The 16,563-nt window shown below is 72.3% G+C and carries 15 protein-coding genes and 1 tRNA gene; 13 read left to right on the plus strand and 3 right to left on the minus strand.

Going from position 1 to position 16,563, the window contains the following annotated elements; translation table 11 throughout:
• Positions 1-103: 103 nt before the first annotated feature.
• From galU to TNCT6_RS18045, 7 genes are all read left to right on the plus strand, one after another.
• The gene (gene galU / locus TNCT6_RS18015) at positions 104-1,030 is read left to right on the plus strand and encodes a UTP--glucose-1-phosphate uridylyltransferase GalU (RefSeq protein ID WP_141360334.1); all 927 of its coding nucleotides are present in this window, start codon (positions 104-106) and stop codon (positions 1,028-1,030) included.
• A 5-nt stretch (positions 1,031-1,035) separates the two neighbouring features.
• The gene (gene glp / locus TNCT6_RS18020) at positions 1,036-2,358 is read left to right on the plus strand and encodes a gephyrin-like molybdotransferase Glp (RefSeq protein ID WP_141360335.1); all 1,323 of its coding nucleotides are present in this window, start codon (positions 1,036-1,038) and stop codon (positions 2,356-2,358) included.
• 86 nt (positions 2,359-2,444) lie between these two features.
• Positions 2,445-2,957: a cyclic pyranopterin monophosphate synthase MoaC gene (gene moaC, locus TNCT6_RS18025; protein WP_141360336.1), complete on the plus strand. Its 513-nt coding sequence runs from the start codon at positions 2,445-2,447 to the stop codon at positions 2,955-2,957.
• On the plus strand, positions 2,954-3,496 hold the full coding sequence (locus TNCT6_RS18030) for a molybdenum cofactor biosynthesis protein B (RefSeq protein WP_141360337.1): 543 nt from the start codon (positions 2,954-2,956) through the stop codon (positions 3,494-3,496). The genes moaC and TNCT6_RS18030 overlap by 4 nt, the downstream gene beginning before the upstream one ends.
• Before the next feature lie 20 nt (positions 3,497-3,516).
• Complete coding sequence (locus tag TNCT6_RS18035; protein WP_172632944.1) at positions 3,517-4,143, plus strand: GNAT family N-acetyltransferase; 627 nt, start codon at positions 3,517-3,519, stop codon at positions 4,141-4,143.
• A 195-nt stretch (positions 4,144-4,338) separates the two neighbouring features.
• Complete coding sequence (gene glpR, locus TNCT6_RS18040; RefSeq protein ID WP_141360339.1) at positions 4,339-5,538, plus strand: gephyrin-like molybdotransferase receptor GlpR; 1,200 nt, start codon at positions 4,339-4,341, stop codon at positions 5,536-5,538.
• A gap of 75 nt (positions 5,539-5,613) precedes the next feature.
• A tRNA-Ala gene (locus TNCT6_RS18045) sits at positions 5,614-5,687 on the plus strand.
• 184 nt (positions 5,688-5,871) lie between these two features.
• Here TNCT6_RS18045 and TNCT6_RS18050 read toward each other — a convergent pair.
• Complete coding sequence (locus TNCT6_RS18050; protein ID WP_141360340.1) at positions 5,872-6,354, minus strand: GNAT family N-acetyltransferase; 483 nt, start codon at positions 6,352-6,354, stop codon at positions 5,872-5,874.
• Between the two features lie 145 nt (positions 6,355-6,499).
• On the opposite strand from TNCT6_RS18050, the gene TNCT6_RS18055 reads away from it, so the two are divergent.
• Positions 6,500-7,303: an exodeoxyribonuclease III gene (locus TNCT6_RS18055; protein ID WP_141360341.1), complete on the plus strand. Its 804-nt coding sequence runs from the start codon at positions 6,500-6,502 to the stop codon at positions 7,301-7,303.
• A 4-nt stretch (positions 7,304-7,307) separates the two neighbouring features.
• Here TNCT6_RS18055 and TNCT6_RS18060 read toward each other — a convergent pair whose 3' ends face one another.
• Positions 7,308-7,928 carry a MerR family transcriptional regulator gene (locus TNCT6_RS18060; RefSeq protein WP_141366551.1) on the minus strand — a complete coding sequence of 207 codons (621 nt, stop codon included), beginning with the start codon at positions 7,926-7,928 and terminating at the stop codon, positions 7,308-7,310.
• A 204-nt stretch (positions 7,929-8,132) separates the two neighbouring features.
• Here TNCT6_RS18060 and TNCT6_RS18065 point away from each other — a divergent pair, with 204 nt between their 5' ends.
• The 4 genes from TNCT6_RS18065 (at position 8,133) to TNCT6_RS18080 (ending at position 12,083) form a co-directional block, all read left to right on the plus strand.
• Positions 8,133-9,698 carry an NAD(P)/FAD-dependent oxidoreductase gene (locus tag TNCT6_RS18065; protein WP_141360342.1) on the plus strand — a complete coding sequence of 522 codons (1,566 nt, stop codon included), beginning with the start codon at positions 8,133-8,135 and terminating at the stop codon, positions 9,696-9,698.
• The gene (locus TNCT6_RS18070; protein WP_373996182.1) at positions 9,695-10,870 is read left to right on the plus strand and encodes an alpha/beta fold hydrolase; all 1,176 of its coding nucleotides are present in this window, start codon (positions 9,695-9,697) and stop codon (positions 10,868-10,870) included. Before TNCT6_RS18065 ends, TNCT6_RS18070 begins: the two co-directional genes overlap by 4 nt.
• Positions 10,867-11,760 (plus strand): SDR family oxidoreductase, encoded by an 894-nt coding sequence (locus TNCT6_RS18075; RefSeq protein ID WP_141360343.1) that lies wholly within the window; start codon positions 10,867-10,869, stop codon positions 11,758-11,760. Before TNCT6_RS18070 ends, TNCT6_RS18075 begins: the two co-directional genes overlap by 4 nt.
• Positions 11,761-11,855: 95 nt before the next feature.
• A complete protein-coding gene (locus TNCT6_RS18080) occupies positions 11,856-12,083 on the plus strand; it encodes a hypothetical protein (RefSeq protein ID WP_141360344.1) in 228 nt (75 codons plus the stop codon).
• A 202-nt stretch (positions 12,084-12,285) separates the two neighbouring features.
• Here TNCT6_RS18080 and TNCT6_RS18085 read toward each other — a convergent pair whose 3' ends face one another.
• Positions 12,286-15,723: a S41 family peptidase gene (locus tag TNCT6_RS18085; RefSeq protein WP_141360345.1), complete on the minus strand. Its 3,438-nt coding sequence runs from the start codon at positions 15,721-15,723 to the stop codon at positions 12,286-12,288.
• Positions 15,724-15,878: 155 nt separating this feature from the next.
• On the opposite strand from TNCT6_RS18085, the gene TNCT6_RS18090 reads away from it, so the two are divergent.
• The gene (locus TNCT6_RS18090) at positions 15,879-16,478 is read left to right on the plus strand and encodes a TetR/AcrR family transcriptional regulator (RefSeq protein ID WP_141360346.1); all 600 of its coding nucleotides are present in this window, start codon (positions 15,879-15,881) and stop codon (positions 16,476-16,478) included.
• Positions 16,479-16,563 lie beyond the last annotated feature (85 nt).

A 16,563-nucleotide genomic window follows, 5' to 3' on the forward strand; every position in this document is an offset into this window, starting at 1 on the left:
TGGTCCTTCCGTACCTTTCCTTATACCGGTATGTCTGCTCATATGAGAGTCAATTAACCGGAGAGGCAGATTCCGCGCAAAGGCAGCGGATAGGGTTGCGGCCATGACACAGGCGCACCCCAGGATCAGCAAGGCTGTCATTCCCGCGGCAGGTCTTGGTACCCGGTTCCTGCCGGCCACCAAGGCCACTCCCAAGGAGATGCTGCCGGTCGTCGACAAGCCGGCGATCCAGTACGTGGTCGAGGAGGCCGTCTCCGCGGGCCTCGACGACGTCCTCATGGTGACCGGCCGGAACAAGCGGCCGCTGGAGGACCACTTCGACCGCAACTACGAGCTGGAGTCGGCCCTGGAGAAGAAGGGCGACGGCGAGCGGCTCGCCAAGGTGCAGGAGTCCAGCGACCTCGCGTCGATCCACTACGTCCGCCAGGGCGACCCCAGGGGCCTGGGCCACGCGGTGCTGTGCGCGGCCCCGCACGTGGGCAGCGAGCCCTTCGCCGTCCTGCTCGGCGACGACCTGATCGACCCGCGCGACCCGCTGCTCCAGCGGATGATCGAGGTCCAGGAGACCTACGGTGGCAGTGTGATCGCCCTCATGGAGGTCACGCCCGAGCAGATCCACCTCTACGGCTGCGCGGCCGTGGAGGCCACCGAGGACGGCGACGTCGTCCAGGTGACCGGCCTGGTCGAGAAGCCGGACGCGGCGCAGGCCCCCTCCAACTACGCGATCATCGGCCGTTACGTCCTCGACCCGCACATCTTCGGCATACTCCGGAAGACCGAGCCCGGCCGCGGCGGTGAGATCCAGCTCACCGACGCCCTGCAGCACCTGGCCGAGGCGCACGCGTCGGCGACCACCGACGAGCAGCGGGCCGGCGGCCCGGTGCACGGCGTCGTCTTCAAGGGCCGCCGCTACGACACCGGGGACCGTGGCGACTATCTGCGTGCCATTGTCAGACTCGCGTGCGAACGTGAGGACCTGGGCCCGGACTTCAGGGCCTGGCTTCAGCGGTACGTAGCCGAGGAGATGTAACGACGTTGAGCAGCGCCGAGCCCCGCACCGCCGGCCCGGACCACCTGTGGTCGGTGGACGAGCACCTGGAGGACATCCTCACCACCGTCCGCCCCCTGGAACCCATCGAGCTGCAACTGCTCGACGCCCAGGGCTGTGTCCTGGTCGACGACGTCACGGTGCCGCTCTCGCTGCCGCCGTTCGACAACAGCTCCATGGACGGCTACGCGGTGCGGGTCACGGACGTCTCGGGCGCGAGCGAGGAGTTCCCGGCCGTCCTGGAGGTCGTCGGGGACGTCGCGGCGGGCGCGGCCGGCCTGCTCCGGGTGGGACCGGGACAGGCGGCGCGGATCATGACCGGTGCCCCGCTGCCGCCCGGCGCCGAGGCGGTCGTCCCCGTCGAGTGGACCGACGGCGGGCTCGGCGAGGGCCCGGTGAGCGCGATGCGCGCCCGCAGCCTCGCCCCCGAGGGCGCCGACGGGCACGTACGCGTGTACCGGCCGGCCGAGGCACGCGCGCACGTGCGCGCGAAGGGCAGCGACGTGGAGGCGGGCGAGCGCGCCCTGCGGGCCGGCACGGTCCTCGGGCCGCCGCAGATCGCGCTGCTCGCCGCGATCGGCCGCGGCACGGTCCTGGTGCGCCCCCGGCCGCGCGTGGTGGTGATGTCCACCGGCAGCGAACTCGTCCAGCCCGACGAGCAGCTCGGCGACGGCCAGATCTACGACTCCAACAGCTTCGCCCTGACCGCGGCCGCCCGGGACGCGGGCGCCATCGCCTACCGGGTGGGTGCCGTCGCCGACGACGCCGAGATCCTGCGGTCCACCATCGAGGACCAGCTCGTCCGCGCCGACCTGCTGGTCACCACCGGCGGGGTGAGCGTGGGGGCGTACGACGTGGTCAAGGAGGCGCTGGCCGACGTCGGCGACGAGGACGAGCCGGGCGGCGGCGTGGAGTTCCGCAAGCTCGCCATGCAGCCCGGAAAGCCGCAGGGCTTCGGGACCGTCGGCGCCGACCACGTCCCGCTGCTGGCCCTGCCCGGCAACCCGGTGTCGTCGTACGTCTCCTTCGAGCTGTTCGTCCGCCCCGCCATCCGTACCCTGATGGGCCTTCAGGACGTCCACCGGCCGACCGTGCGCGCGAGGCTGGCCGCGGACCGGGCGCTGAGCTCGCCGAAGGGACGCAGGCAGTTCCTGCGCGGGGTGTACGCCGACGGCGAGGTCAGGCCCGTGGGGGGCGCCGGATCCCATCTGGTCGCCGCCCTCGCGCTGGCCGACGCGCTCATCGTCGTCCCCGAGGACGCCGAGTCCGTCGAGCCCGGCGCCGAGGTCGAGGTGGTCCTGCTCGGCTGAGCGGTCCGGGGTGGCGGTACCGTGTCGCGCACAACAGGCCTGTGCGCCGCACGGCGACGGGCCCGGACCGGGAGCTCCACACGATCATGACTGTGCCTTCCCGGGGGGAGACCCCCGGACCTCCAGCGCCGGACCGGCTGACGCACATCGACGACGCGGGCGCCGCCCGCATGGTCGACGTCTCCGGCAAGGACGTGACCGCGCGCACCGCTCGCGCCAGCGGTCGCGTCCTCGTCTCACCCCGCGTGGTCGAGCTGCTGCGTGGCGAGGGGGTGCCCAAGGGCGACGCCCTCGCCACCGCGCGGATCGCCGGGATCATGGGCGCCAAGCGCACCCCGGACCTCATCCCGCTGTGCCACCCGCTGTCGGTGTCGGGTGTGAGACTGGAGCTGTCGGTCGCGGACGACGCCGTGGAGATCGAGGCCACGGTGCGGACCACGGACCGCACCGGCGTCGAGATGGAGGCGCTCACCGCGGTGTCCGTCGCCGCGCTCACCGTGATCGACATGGTCAAGGCGGTCGACAAGGGAGCGGTCATCACGGACGTGCGCGTGGAGGAGAAGACGGGCGGCAAGTCGGGCGACTGGAGCCGGGCATGACATCGGACGCATCGGCCGGAGGCGCACTGCTCGCGCCGTACAGCGCTCTGGTGGTCACGGCATCCAACCGGGCCGCCGCCGGGGTCTACGAGGACACGGGCGGTCCGCTGGTCGCCGACGGCCTCCGGCGCCTCGGCTTCGCCGTCGACGGGCCGCAGGTCGTACCGGACGGAGACCCGGTGGAGGCCGCGCTGCGCGCCGCCGTCGAGGCCGGTTACGACGCCGTCGTCACCACCGGCGGCACGGGCGTCTCGCCCACCGACCGCACGCCCGAGGCGACCCGCCGGGTGATCGAGACCGAGGTGCCGGGAATCGCGGAGGCCATCCGGGCGTTCGGCATGCGGAAGGTGCCGACCGCGGCGCTGTCCCGGGGGCTGGCCGGAGTGGCGGGAAGGACGCTGATCGTCAATCTTCCGGGCTCCACGGGCGGGGTGAAGGACGGACTGGCCGTCCTGGAACTCCTGTTGACGCACGCCGTCGACCAGCTGCGCGGCGGCGACCACGTCAGACCCGGTGCCGGTAGTGGGGGTGCGAGCTGAACAGCCCATCCTGGCCCGTCGTGCTCGCGGAGGGCGATGTCGTCCTCCGGCCGATAAAGCTGCGCGACCAGCGGGCCTGGCGCGAGGTGAACCGGCGCAACCGGGACTGGCTCAGGCCCTGGGAGGCGACGATTCCGCCGCCCACACCCGGTGGGCCCATCACGCACCGGCCGACCTACCGGCAGATGGTGCGCCACCTCAGGTCCGAGGCGCACGCGGGCCGGATGCTGCCGTTCGTCATCGAGTACCAGGGGCGGCTGGTCGGGCAGTTGACCGTCGCCGGGATCACCTGGGGCTCGATGTGCTCGGGCCACGTCGGCTACTGGGTCGACGAGTCGGTGGCCGGCCGCGGGGTGATGCCGACAGCCGTGGCGATGGTCGTGGACCACTGTTTCCGCACCGTCGGACTGCACCGCATCGAGGTCTGCATTCGGCCCGAGAACGGGCCGAGCCGGCGGGTGGTGGAGAAACTCGGATTCCGCGAGGAGGGTCTGCGGCCCCGTTATCTCCACATCGACGGCGCGTGGCGCGACCACTTGGTGTTCGCGCTCACCGCGGAAGAGGTGCCCGAGGGGCTGCTGAACCGCTGGCGCCGCACTCGGGCCCCGCGGGTGCCGAAGGAGAATCCCGCCTCACCCGGAAATTGAATGAATGTTCGAAATTGATCGGCCCGCGATCCGAACCGGACCTGCTCGCGATCGTCCGGGTGGCATTGAATTCGCGTCCTTGACGTCCTGCTGATCACATCGATCGCAAAAAAAGTTCGAAATATCAGCCAGATCGTGCGACACACCGGCGCAATTGGCAGATGGCCTCATGCAAACCCCTCTACCGTGTGAGGCGTGAGCAGCAGCGGCCTCATCTACGCAGTCATCGTCGGGGCCTGGGCCGCCTACTTGGTGCCGATGTGGCTCCGTAGGCAGGACGAGCTGAACGAGGCCCGTCCGACGGAACGCTTCAGCACCGCCATCCGGTTCCTGTCCGGACGGGCGGGGATGGAGCGCCGGTACGCCAAGGACCTCAGGGCGCGCTCCGCCGAGGAGGGGGAGCCCGCCGACGGGAAGCCGGACGGCGTCACCGACTCGGTGGACGTCCGGGCCTTCGCCATGCCCCCGGACCGGTCGCCGGAGCGGCAGCAGCCGCCGGCGCGGGAGGAACGGGAGCCGGTCCGCGGCCACGACGAGCGCGACCGGACCGGCAAACCGGCCGCCCGGGCCGCGTCCCCGGCGGCGGCCCCGGCCGCCGACGCGTCCGCGCGTCCGCGGGTCCCCGCGGCCCGGCGCACGCCCCGCGCGGAGGTGTCCGCGGCGCGTGCCCGGCGCTCGAAGGTCCTCGCGCGCCGCAGACGCACCACCGTCCTCCTCTTCCTCGCCTTCACCCTCGGCGCGATCGTCGCCGCGGTCGGCGGGCTCACCTTCCTGTGGGCGCCCGGAGTGCCCGCCGTGATGCTCAGCGCGTACATCGCGTACCTGCGCTCCCAGGAGCGGCGCCGCTTCGCCTACCAGATGGACCGCCGCCGCGCCGAGGTCGCCGCGCAGCGGCTGCGTGAGAGCCGCCGCCAGCCGCGTCGGCGCACGCCCCTCGACCCCGCCGCGGACGAACCGGAAGCGGGGCCGGAACCGGAGACGGACCCGGGCCTCTCCTCCCTCGCCGCCGACCGGCGCGCCCTGGTCGAGCAGACCGACCACGCCGAGTGGCTCGACCAGCAGCGCGAGCGCCAGCGCCGCCCCGGCCAGGGCGACAGCTGGGACCCGGTGCCGGTGCCGCTGCCCACCTACGTCACCGCCCCGGTCGCCCCGCGGGCCACCTCCGACGTGGACCTCGGCGCGCCGGACGCCTGGAGTTCGGCGCGGTCGTCCGCCGCGGTGCCGGAGCAGGAGGCCGCGCCCGAGCCCCCGCCGCACGCCGAGGACAAGTCCGCCGACGACGGCCGCACCGACGCCCGCCGCGCCGCCTCGGCCCGCCGCTCCCGCGAGCGCGGCCGCACCCCGCTCTTCGACCAGTACGAGGACGGCGACCGCCCCCGCGCGGCCAACGAGTGATCCCCGGCCTCTGACCAGCCAGGGAACGGATTACCAACCACCCGGGCGAGGATGCTAGAGTTTCACTCGTTGCAAGGGCCTGTGGCGCAGTCCGGTAGCGCACCTCGTTCGCATCGAGGGGGCCAGGGGTTCAAATCCCCTCAGGTCCACGCAGCTCAAAGCCCCGGTCGGGAAACCGACCGGGGCTTTGACGTGTCTCCCGGGGCTCACAGGAACAGCGGTATGAGCGACCGGGGACGTGATGGCCGGTCAGTGGATCAGGTTCACGGCCGGTCCCGCCTGCGGGAGGCGCGAGAGCCCCTCCCGCACAGCTGTGGCGGGAGGGGCCTCGCGTCAGGACCGGAGCTGCTTCGCCAGGCAGATGCTCGACTCGTACTCGCGGTAGTAGCCGAACTTCGTGCACGGCTCGTAGCCGCTGGAGGCGTACAGGGCGACGGCCTCCGGCTGCTGGTCGCCGGTCTCCAGGACCATGCGCACGCGCCCGGCGGCACGGGCGTCGTCCTCCAGGACGGCGAGCATGCGGCGGGCCAGACCGCGGCCGCGCATCGACTTGATCACGTACATCCGCTTGAGTTCGGCGTCGCCGTCCTCGTTGCCCTCGGCGTTCTTGTCCCGGCTGCGCCAGCCGCCCGTGGCGACGGGGGTGCCGTCCTCGTCGTAGGCGATCAGGTACACGCCGTTCGGCGGCCGGAAGTCGGCCGCGTCGAGGGGCGTGGCGTCGCCGCCGTCGCCGTAGCGGACGTGGTACTCGGCCTGTACCTCGTCGCTCAGCTTGACGGCGTCGGGGTGGTCGAAGGGCACGGGGCGGATGTTCATGTGGGAACCGTCTGTCGATGCGGATGTCGGGGCGGGCGGCCTCCGGGAAGACCTCGTCCAGTGTGCCGGTAGGGTGCCCGGGTGCTGACTGTGACCTCCGTCAACGCGTCCGGACGGGGTCGTCAGTGAAGGCAAGGAGAGCGTTTTGCTGACTGTGACCTCCGTCAATGTGAACGGACTGCGTGCCGCCGCCAAGAAGGGCTTCGTGGAGTGGCTCGCGGGGACCGGGGCCGACGTGCTGTGCCTCCAGGAGGTGCGTGCCGAGCCGCACCAGTTGCCGGAGCACGTCCGCACGCCGGACGGCTGGCACGTCGTGCACGCGCCGGCCGCCGCCAAGGGCCGTGCCGGCGTCTCCCTCTACACCCGCCGTGAACCCGACCAGGTCCGGGTCGGGTTCGGATCGGCCGAGTTCGACGGCAGCGGGCGCTACGTCGAGGCCGACCTGCCCGGCGTCACGGTCGCCAGTCTCTACCTGCCCTCCGGCGAGGTCGGCACCGAGCGGCAGGACGAGAAGGTCCGGTTCATGGACGAATTCCTCGCCCATCTCAAGGAGTTGCGCGAACGGGCCGCCGCCGACGGCCGCGAGGTGCTCGTCTGCGGCGACTGGAACATCGCCCACCAGCAGGCCGACCTCAAGAACTGGCGCGGCAACACCAAGAACTCCGGCTTCCTCCCCGAGGAGCGGGAGTGGCTGAGCACGGTCTTCGCCCCCGAGGCCGGCGGGTACGCCGACGTCGTGCGCGAACTGCACCCGGACGGCGAAGGGCCGTACAGCTGGTGGTCCTACCGGGGGCGGGCCTTCGACAACGACACGGGATGGCGGATCGACCTCCACGTGGCCACGCCCGGGCTCGCGGCGAAGGCCGTCAAGGGGTATGTGGAGCGGGCGGCCACGCACGCCGAGCGCTGGTCGGACCACGCCCCGGTGACGGTCGTGTACGACCTCTAGTCCGCTACGGCTGTTTGCGCAGCCGTCGGTCCAGGGCCATCGACACTTCCGCCTCCACCACGCTCTTGGCCAGGGGCCGCAGTCGCTTCAGGTCGTCCTCGGGGCCGTGACGCAGGATCAGGGCGGTGAAGAGTTCGGCGAGGGCGTCGGCGTGTTCGCGGACGCGGCGGCCGGCTTCGAGGACTTCGGCGAGCGGGATGCCCTCGCGGACCAGGGCGGCGGAGACGTCCAGCAGACGGCGGCTGATGTGGACGATCTCGTCGCCGTCGGTGCCCAGGTAGCCGAGTTCCATGGCGGCGGCCAGGTTCTCGGCGGTGACCTCGCCGGCGAAGTGGTCGGCGAGTTCCTCGGGGGTCAGGCGGACCGGGGTCTCCTCGGTGGGGGCGCCGAGGCCCAGCAGATCGCCGACGTCGCGGCCGTGTTCGAAGGCCTCCGCCAGTTCGGCGATGCCGCTCAGCGTGTGACCGCGTTCCAGCAGCGCCGAGATCGTGCGCAGGCGGGCCAGGTGATGGTCGTCGTACCAGGCGATACGGCCCTCGCGGCGCGGTGGCGGGATCAGTTTGCGCTCGCGGTAGAAGCGCAGGGTGCGCACGGTGATGCCGGCCAGCCGGGCCAGTTCCTCCATGCGGTACTGGCGTCGGCCGCCGCGTGCTCCACCTTCTCCTGCCACGGGAGCAGCCTATGTTGTACCGGCGGTAACTTTTCCTCTGCCGCCCCCTACCGATCGGTACGGACCTCCTCTACTCTCCCCATTGCGCCAGTGTTCACTGGCAGAGTCGCTGAAGGCTGCACGCGGGTCGCTGTACGCGAGTCAGGGGAGGGGCGCTCGATGGCCGAGCACGAGCACGAGCACGAGCACGAGCATGGGCACGAGGACCGGCATGTGCGGGTGGCGGTGATCGGATCCGGCTTCGGCGGACTGGGCGCCGCCGTGCGGCTGCGCCGGGAAGGGATCACCGACTTCGTCGTGCTGGAGCGGGCCGGCAGCGTCGGCGGCACCTGGCGCGACAACAGCTATCCGGGATGCGCCTGCGACGTGCCCTCGCACCTGTACTCGTTCTCGTTCGCGCCCAACCCCGACTGGCCGCGCACCTTCTCCGGGCAGGAGCACATCCGCGCCTACCTGGAACACGTCACGGACGTCTTCGGCCTCCGCCCGCACCTGCGCTTCCACTCCGAGGTCACGAGAACGACCTGGGACGCCGAGAAGCTGCGCTGGGACATCGAGACCACGAGCGGGAACCTGTCGGCCGACGTCGTGGTCGGCGCGACCGGGCCGCTGTCCGAACCGAAGGTCCCGGACATACCGGGGCTCGACTCCTTCCCCGGCAAGGTCTTCCACTCCGCCCGCTGGGACCACGACCACGACCTCGCGGGCAAGCGGGTCGCCGTGGTCGGCACCGGAGCCTCCGCGATCCAGATCGTGCCGTCCATCCAGCCCGAGGTCGCCCGGCTCACCCTCTTCCAGCGCACCCCGCCGTGGGTGATGCCCCGCGTCGACCGCGAGATCAGCGGCGTCGAACGGCGGATGCACCGCGCGCTGCCGCCGACCGCGCGACTTCGCCGCGGACTGCTCTGGGGCATCCGGGAGTTGCAGGTCCAGGCGTTCACCAGGCATCCGGGCCAACTCGGTTTCGTGGAGCGGCTGGCCGAGCTCAACATGTCCCGCGCCATCAAGGACCCGGAGCTGCGGGCCAAGCTCACCCCCGACTACCGCATCGGCTGCAAGCGGATCCTGCTGTCCAGCACGTACTATCCGGCACTCGCGCAGGACAACGTGGACGTCGTCGCCAGTGGACTGAGCGAGGTCCGCGAATCGACCGTCGTCGCCGCCGACGGCACCGAGGCCGAGGTGGACGCGATCGTCTTCGGGACCGGCTTCCACGTCACCGACATGCCGATCGCCGAGCGGGTCGTCGGTGTGGACGGCCGTACGCTCGCCGAGAGCTGGAAGGACGGCATGTCCGCGCTGCGTGGGGCGTCCGCGGCCGGCTTCCCGAACTGGATGACGATCATCGGCCCCAACACCGGCCTCGGGAACTCCTCGATGATCCTGATGATCGAGTCCCAGCTGAACTACCTGGCCGACTACCTGCGCCAACTGAGCGTCCTCGGTGGCCGGGCCGCCCTCGACGCCCGGCCCAGCGCCGTGAACGCCTGGAACCGCACGGTGCAGGAGCGCATGAAGCGCACGGTGTGGAACACCGGCGGCTGCACCAGCTGGTACCTGGACGCGGGCGGCCGCAACACCACCGTCTGGCCCGGCACGACCACCGAGTTCCGGCAGGCCACACGGCGGGTGGATCTCGCGGAGTACCAGGTCCTCCGGGCACCCGGGTCCCAGGGCGCGGCCGGCCGGGCCGCCGCGCGGCGGCCCGTGGAGGTGGACGCGTGATCCGTCCCGCCCGCCGGTCGGCCGGGGGCCGTCCGGAAGACCACGCTGCCCCGGATCCGTACGCCCCTCCCGTCCCGGCCCGTGAACTCACCGCCGTCTCCGCCGACGGGGCCCGGCTGCACGTCGAGGTGCACGGGCCGGTGGACGACCCCGCTGCCCCGGCCGTCGTCCTCGCCCACGGCTGGACCTGCTCCACCGCCTTCTGGGCCGCGCAGATCCGGGATCTGGCCGCCGACCACCGCGTCGTCGCCTACGACCAGCGCGGCCACGGACGCAGCCCGGCGGGCCGGAGATACGGCACCGACGTGCTCGCCGACGACCTCGAAGCCGTGCTCGCGGCGACGCTCGCGCCCGGCGAGAAGGCGGTGATCGCGGGCCACTCGATGGGCGGGATGACGGTGATGGCCGCGGCCGGCCGGCCCGGCTTCCAGGAGCACGCGGCGGCCGTTCTGCTGTGCAGCACGGGCAGTTCACGGCTGGTCGCCCGGTCGACCGTCGTACCGATCCGGGCCGGCCGGCCGCGCACCTGGCTGACCCGGCGCGTCCTGGGCTCCCGGGCGCCGCTCGGGCCGGTCACTCCGCTCGCCCGGCGGATCCTCAAGTACGCCACGATGGGCCCCGGTTCGGCGCCGCACATGGTCGAGACGTGCGCACGGATCGTGCACGCCTGTCCGCGCCGGGTGCGCCACGCCTGGTCGCAGGTGCTGGACCGGCTCGATCTCGACGACCAGGTGCGGCAGTTGACGGTTCCGGCGGCGGTCGTCGCGGGCACGGCCGACCGGCTGACGCCGCCGGGGCACGCGCGGGCGCTGGCCGCGGCGCTGCCCAACTGCCTGGGCCTGACCGAGCTTCCGGGGCTCGGTCACATGACGCCGGTGGAGGCCCCCGGGCTGGTCACCGGGAAGATCCGGGAACTCGTCACCGGTCACGTACCCGGGCGGCTGACCGGCCATGTACCCGGCCATGTACCCGGTCATGTCCCCGGCCAAGTCACCGGCCGGGCCACCGGTCACGTCCCCGGTCAGGCCACCGGTCACGTCCCCGGCCAAGTCACCGGCCGGGCCACCGGTCACGTCCCCGGTCAGGCCACCGGTCACGTCCCCGGCCAAGTCACCGGCCGTGGAAGCGCACACGAGCAGCACGACGACGCAGGGATCAGGGAGGGCGCATGAGCAGGGTGAGCCTGGAGGGGCAGGTCGCGGTCGTCACGGGGGCCGCGCGGGGCGTCGGCGAACTGCTCGCCCGCAAACTGTCCGCGCGGGGCGCGAAGATCGCGCTGGTCGGCCTGGAGCCGGACCTGCTCGAACAAGTCGGCAAGCGGCTGCACGGCGAGAGCGCCCACTGGCATGCCGACGTCACCGACCACGAGGCGATGGCCCGGGTCGCGGCGGAGGTCGAGGAGCGGTTCGGCAGGGTCGACATCGTGGTCGCCAACGCGGGTGTGGCGAGCGGCGGTCCGTTCGCCGACTCCGACGCCGACTCCTGGCGGCGGGTGATCGAGGTCAACCTCATCGGATCGGCGGTCACCGGACGGGCGTTCCTGCCGGCGCTCACCGCGAGCCGCGGCTACCTGCTCCAGATCGCCTCGCTCGCCGCCATCACCCCGGCGCCGATGATGACGGCGTACTGCGCCTCCAAGTCCGGTGTGGAGGCGTACGCGCACAGTCTGCGGGCCGAAGTCGGCCACCGGGGCGTGCGGGTGGGCGTCGCCTACCTGTCGTGGACCGACACCGACATGGTGCGCGGGGCCGATCAGGACGACGTCATGCGGGAGTTGAGGCAGCGGCTGCCGTGGCCGGCCAGCCGGACCTATCCGCTGGGGCCGGCGGTGGACCGGATCGTGGCCGGGATCGAGCGGCGCGCCGCCCACGTGTACGGGCAGTGGTGGCTGCGCGGTATGCAGGGCGTGCGCGGGTGGCTGCCGGGTGTCGTGGGCACCGTGGGGCAGCGGGAGGTACGGCGCTTCGCGGACCGGCTGTCGGGGGTGCGGACCGGGCTGGTCGGAGCGGGTGGCGCGGCCGACGAACGGCACCGATCCGCACCGGCTACACAACGTCACTGATCGACATGCGCAGGGTCACCGCCCGTGTGAATCTGGTCGAGGCCGATCCCCTAGCCCACTTGGGGATCCCACTCACCCACACGGGAGTGAACAGCATGGGTATGAAGGACAAGTACCAGGACCCGTCCGAGCAGCAGCGGCAGCAGCAGCAGGGTCGGCAGCGTCCCGGCGAGCGTCCCGGCGAGCGTCCCGGCGAGCGCCCCGGCGAGGGCCGCGAGAAGGCCGGGCAGCGCCCGTCCCAGCCGCGCGAGCGTGGGCGTCACGACACCCACGACACGCCGGACGAGATGGAAGACCGCCTCAACCAGGACTACGACCGCTAACCACGGCCCGTAGTCAGCGTTGTTGCTGTGCTCGGCCTCGGCCGTGACGGTGTGGGGTGTCTCGGATGCCGGGGCACCCCATGTCCGTGCCGTGGCAGCGGGAACGGGCCGCTCGGCGGTGCGGAAGTCCGGCCGCTCGGCAGTGTGCAAGTCCGGCCGCGTGGGACGGACACCGAGGGTCCGGTCGCTCAAGTCCCGGCGCTCAGCGGCGCGGAGGCAGCTTCGGTCGCGAACGGTCGGGTACGTCGCGGTAGTCCGGCGGAATCGCCGCCGGGTTGGCGGCCAGGAGTTCCAGGGCCAGTTCGATCGCGTCGTCCATCTCGACATGGCGGCCCTCGGCCCAGTCCAGGGGAGTGCGCAGGCTCTCCACGTCGGGGGTGACGCCGTGGTTCTCGACGGACCAGCCGTAGGCGTCGAACCAGGCCGCGTTCATCGGCACCGTGATCACCGTGCCGTCGCCGAGGCGGTGCCGGCCGGTCATGCCGACCACCCCGCCCCAGGTGCGCTGGCCGACCACGGGCCCCAGCTTGAGCAGTTTGAAGGCGGCCGTGATCATGTCGCCGTCGGACGAGGTCGCCTCGTCGGCGAGGGCCACGACGGGCCCGCGGGGCGCGTCGGAGGTGTACGACACCGGCTGGGCGTTGCGGGTCAGGTCCCAGCCGAGGATGGTGCGGGTCAGCTTCTCGATGACCAACTCGCTGATGTGACCGCCCGCGTTGCCGCGGACGTCGACGATCAGCGCGGGCCGGGACACCTCCATGCGCAGGTCCCGGTTGAACTGCGCCCAGCCGGAGCCACCCATGTCGGGGATGTGCAGGTAGCCGCAGCGGCCGCCGCTCAACTCCCGTACCACGGCCCGGCGTTTGGCGACCCAGTCCTGGTAGCGCAGCGGGCGCTCGTCGACCAGCGGCACGACGGCGACCCGGCGCGGCGGTCCTTGCCCCTCCGCGGGGGAGAACGTCAGCTCCACCGTCGTACCGCCCGTCCCCGCGAGCAGCGGGTAGGGGCCCGTCACCGGATCCACCGGGCGCCCGTCGACGTGGGTGAGCACCGCGCCCTCGCGGATGCCCGCGCCGGCCAGCGGGGAGCGGGCCTTGGAGTCGGAGGAGTCGCCGGGCAGGATCCGCCGGATGACCCAACGGCCGTCAGGGCACGCCAGGTTGGCGCCGAGCAGTCCCTGAAGGCGCTGGTAGTGCGCGGGGCCCTCGTTGCGGCGGGCGGGGGAGACGTAGGCGTGGGAGGTGCCCAGTTCGCCGAGGACCTCGCGCAGCAGGTCGGCGAACTCGTCCGGGGACGCGACGCGTTCGACCAGCGGGCGGTACTGCGCGAGCACCGCGTCCCAGTCGATGCCGCACATGTCCGGCTCCCAGAAGTAGGCGCGGATCAGCCGGCCCGCCTCCTCGTACGACTGGCGCCACTCGGCGGCCGGGTCGACCACGTGCAGGATCCGGCGCAGATCGATCCAGGTCGTCGTGTCGCTGTCGCCGATCTCCGTGGACGGCACCGCGCGCAGGTCGCCCTCGTCGACGACGACCAGCCGGGTGCCGTCGCCGCTCACCGCGAACCAGTCCAGGTGGCCGACGAGTTCGTACTTCTTGGCCTTGCTGATGTTGAAGTGCTCCAGCGTCGGCCGGCCGGTGGTGTCGTCCGGGTTGACGAACGTCTCGCCCAGGGCGCCGGAGATCGGCCAGCGCAGCCAGACCAGGCCGCCGCCGGCGACCGGGTGCAGCGCCGAGTACTTGGAGGCGATGACCGGGAACGGGGTGACCCGGTTCGCCAGGCCCTCGACCTCCACGGTCACCGCGCCGGACTCGCCGGTCTCCTCGTCCTCGACGGGGTCCAGACCGCCGGCCGCCGGCCGTCCCTCGGGGTTCAGCGCGAAGGGGGACGGGGTCGCGGAGGACAGCGGAACGAGGTACGGCTTGCAGCCGAGCGGGAAGGACAGGTCGCCGGTGTGCACGTCGTACACCGGGTCGAAGCCGCGCCAGGACAGGAAGGCCAGATACCGGCCGTCCCGGGTGAACACCGGGTTCTCGTCCTCGAAGCGGCCGTTGGTGACGTCGACGATCAACCGGTCCTGGATCCGCGCCATCCTGATCTGCCGCAGCGAACGCCCGACCCCGGGATGCGACCAGGTCAGCCATGCCCCGTCGGGCGAGAACGCCAGGTCCCGCACGGGCCCGTTCACGGACCGCACCAGTTCGGTGAGGCAGTCGGCCGGTCCGTCCGCCGCGTCGGTGTCCGCGGCGATGGCGGCGGGACCCTCCGGCGCGCCGGTCGCGGCGGGCGCGCCGGCGTCCTCGGGACCTCCGGCGGTATCCGGGCCGGCGGAGGTCTCCCCGTTCGGCGCGGCGCCCGCGACCGCCTCCGTCCCCTCCGACGCCTCCCCCTCGTTCACGTTGCTGGCGTCGCCTGCGTCGCTTATGTCGAGCAGCAGCAGTCGGCCGTCGTGGGTGGCGAGGGCCAGGCGTTCGCCGGCGGGGTCGGAGGCCGTCTCCAGGACGCGGCCGAGGCGGCCGGAGGCGAGCCGGCGCAGCGGGCGGGTGCCGCTGGCCCGGGGGAGGTGGGTGATCTCGACGGCGTCCTCGCCGTCCGCGTCGGTGACGTAGGCGACCTGGCCGGTCTCGCCGAGCATCTCCGGCAGCCGGATGCGCACGCCGGGCGTGTCGATGAGGGTGCGGGCGGGGCCGTCGCGGTGGGTCAGCCAGTGCAGGGAGCCGCGTACGACGACCGCGCTGGCCCGGCCCGTCTCGTCGACGGAGATGCCGTCGACGTGCTGGGCGGCCGGCACCTGGTAACGGCGGCGGCCCGCCTGCGGCCCGCTCGGCCGCACCTCCAGCCGGCGCGGGACCGAGTCCGCGGACAGGTCGTCCACGATCCACAGGTCGCCCGCGCACTGGTACACCACCCGCGTGCCGTCGCTGGAGGCGTGCCGGGCGTAGAAGGCGTCGTGGTCCGTGTGCCGGCGCAGGTCGGAGCCGTCGGGGGCGCAGGAGTAGAGGTTGCCGACGCCCTCGTGGTCGGAGAGGAAGGCGATGCGGCCACCGACGAACATCGGGCAGGCCAGATGCCCGCCGACATCGGCGAGCAGCCGCTGCCCGTGCAGCCACAGCCGGCCCGTCGCACCCCCCCGGTACCGCTTCCAGGAGGCCGGTTCGTGCGGCGGCGTCCCGGTCAGCAGCAGGGTCTTGTGGCCGCCGTCCACGTCGGCGACCTGGAGGTCGGAGACCGGCCCCCAGGGCAGCTTGCGGCCGGGGGAGCCGTCGGTGCCGACCTTGTAGGCCCAGGTGAAGTAGGAGAACGGCTCGCCGTGGGAGGCGACGGCGAGGATGTCGGTCCGGTCGTGTTCGTCGGGCGGTGCCCATCCGCACACGCGGGTGTCGGTGCTGCCCCAGTAGGTCAGCTGGCGGGCGGGCCCGCCGTCCACCGCGACCAGGTGGATCTCGGGCACCAGACTGCGCCAGCTCGTGTACGCGATGTGCCGCCCGTCGGGCGAGAAGCGGGGTGGGCCGACCTTCGTGCGGTCCACCGTGAGGCGCCAGGCGCGGCCCGCTCCGTCGAGCGGCGCCAGCCAGAGGTCGTCCTCGGCCACGAAGCACAGCAGGTCACCGCTGAGGTGCGGCAGGCGCAAATAGCTCACGTTCTCATGCTTTGCCCGGGTATGGACCGCAGCAACTTATGCGGAACCGACAGTCGTGACTCAGGACACGTACGAAACGGTTTCGTTTCGTTCGAAGGGTGCGCTACATTCTTCGTGTACGAAACGGTGTCGTTCCAAGCGGGAAGGCGGCAGACATGGCCGAGGTCGCGACCGGGCGCCGCAGCCGCCTCACGCCCGAGCGTGAGGCGGAGCTGTACGCCGCGGTGCTCGACCTGCTCCGCGAGGTCGGCTACGACTCCCTCACCATGGACGCCGTCGCCGCCCGCACCCGCTCCAGCAAGGCCACCCTCTACCGTCAGTGGGGCGGGAAGGCCGAGCTCGTCGTGGGGGCCATGCGGCACGGCAAGCCGGTACGGCTCGACGCGATCGACACCGGAACGCTCCGTACCGACCTGCACGCCCTCGTCACCCGCGAGGACGACTGCGTCATGGAGCAGAACTCCGCCCTGATGCGGGCCCTGGCCATGGCGATGCACACCAACCCGGACCTCAGACAGGCCTTCCGGGAGCAGCTCATCGAACCGGAGATGGCCGAGTTCCGCGCACTGCTGCAACGCGCCGTCGACCGGGGCGAGATCCGGGCGGACTGCCCGGCGCTGGACTTCGTGGTGCACATGCTGGCCGGCGGCTTCGTCGTCCGGACGCTCATCGAGGCCCAGCCGCCGACCCAGGCCTTCCTGCATTCGTACATCGACGCCGTGGTGCTCCCCGCCCTCGGCGTACGGACCTCCTGACACCTCTCCCCAGCAAGCCCACCCTCTGACGTCACCGCTCACGTCGTCGGGCTGATCACCCCTGCCCACAACCACCCCCACGACA

Source organism: Streptomyces sp. 6-11-2 (assembly GCF_006540305.1).
GTDB lineage: Bacteria > Actinomycetota > Actinomycetes > Streptomycetales > Streptomycetaceae > Streptomyces.

Bases quoted from the DNA above. Each gene is read 5' to 3' on its own strand.
- TNCT6_RS18065 (WP_141360342.1), top strand. From the start codon at position 8,133: ATGGCCGAGCACGAGCACGAGCACGAGCACGAGCATGGGCACGAGGAC.
- TNCT6_RS18080 (WP_141360344.1), top strand. From the start codon at position 11,856: ATGGGTATGAAGGACAAGTACCAGGACCCGTCCGAGCAGCAGCGGCAG.
- TNCT6_RS18060 (WP_141366551.1), bottom strand. From the start codon at position 7,928: ATGGAGGAACTGGCCCGGCTGGCCGGCATCACCGTGCGCACCCTGCGC.
- TNCT6_RS18090 (WP_141360346.1), top strand. From the start codon at position 15,879: ATGGCCGAGGTCGCGACCGGGCGCCGCAGCCGCCTCACGCCCGAGCGT.
- galU (WP_141360334.1), top strand. From the start codon at position 104: ATGACACAGGCGCACCCCAGGATCAGCAAGGCTGTCATTCCCGCGGCA.
- TNCT6_RS18050 (WP_141360340.1), bottom strand. From the start codon at position 6,354: ATGAACATCCGCCCCGTGCCCTTCGACCACCCCGACGCCGTCAAGCTG.
- moaC (WP_141360336.1), top strand. From the start codon at position 2,445: ATGACTGTGCCTTCCCGGGGGGAGACCCCCGGACCTCCAGCGCCGGAC.
- TNCT6_RS18075 (WP_141360343.1), top strand. From the start codon at position 10,867: ATGAGCAGGGTGAGCCTGGAGGGGCAGGTCGCGGTCGTCACGGGGGCC.
- TNCT6_RS18030 (WP_141360337.1), top strand. From the start codon at position 2,954: ATGACATCGGACGCATCGGCCGGAGGCGCACTGCTCGCGCCGTACAGC.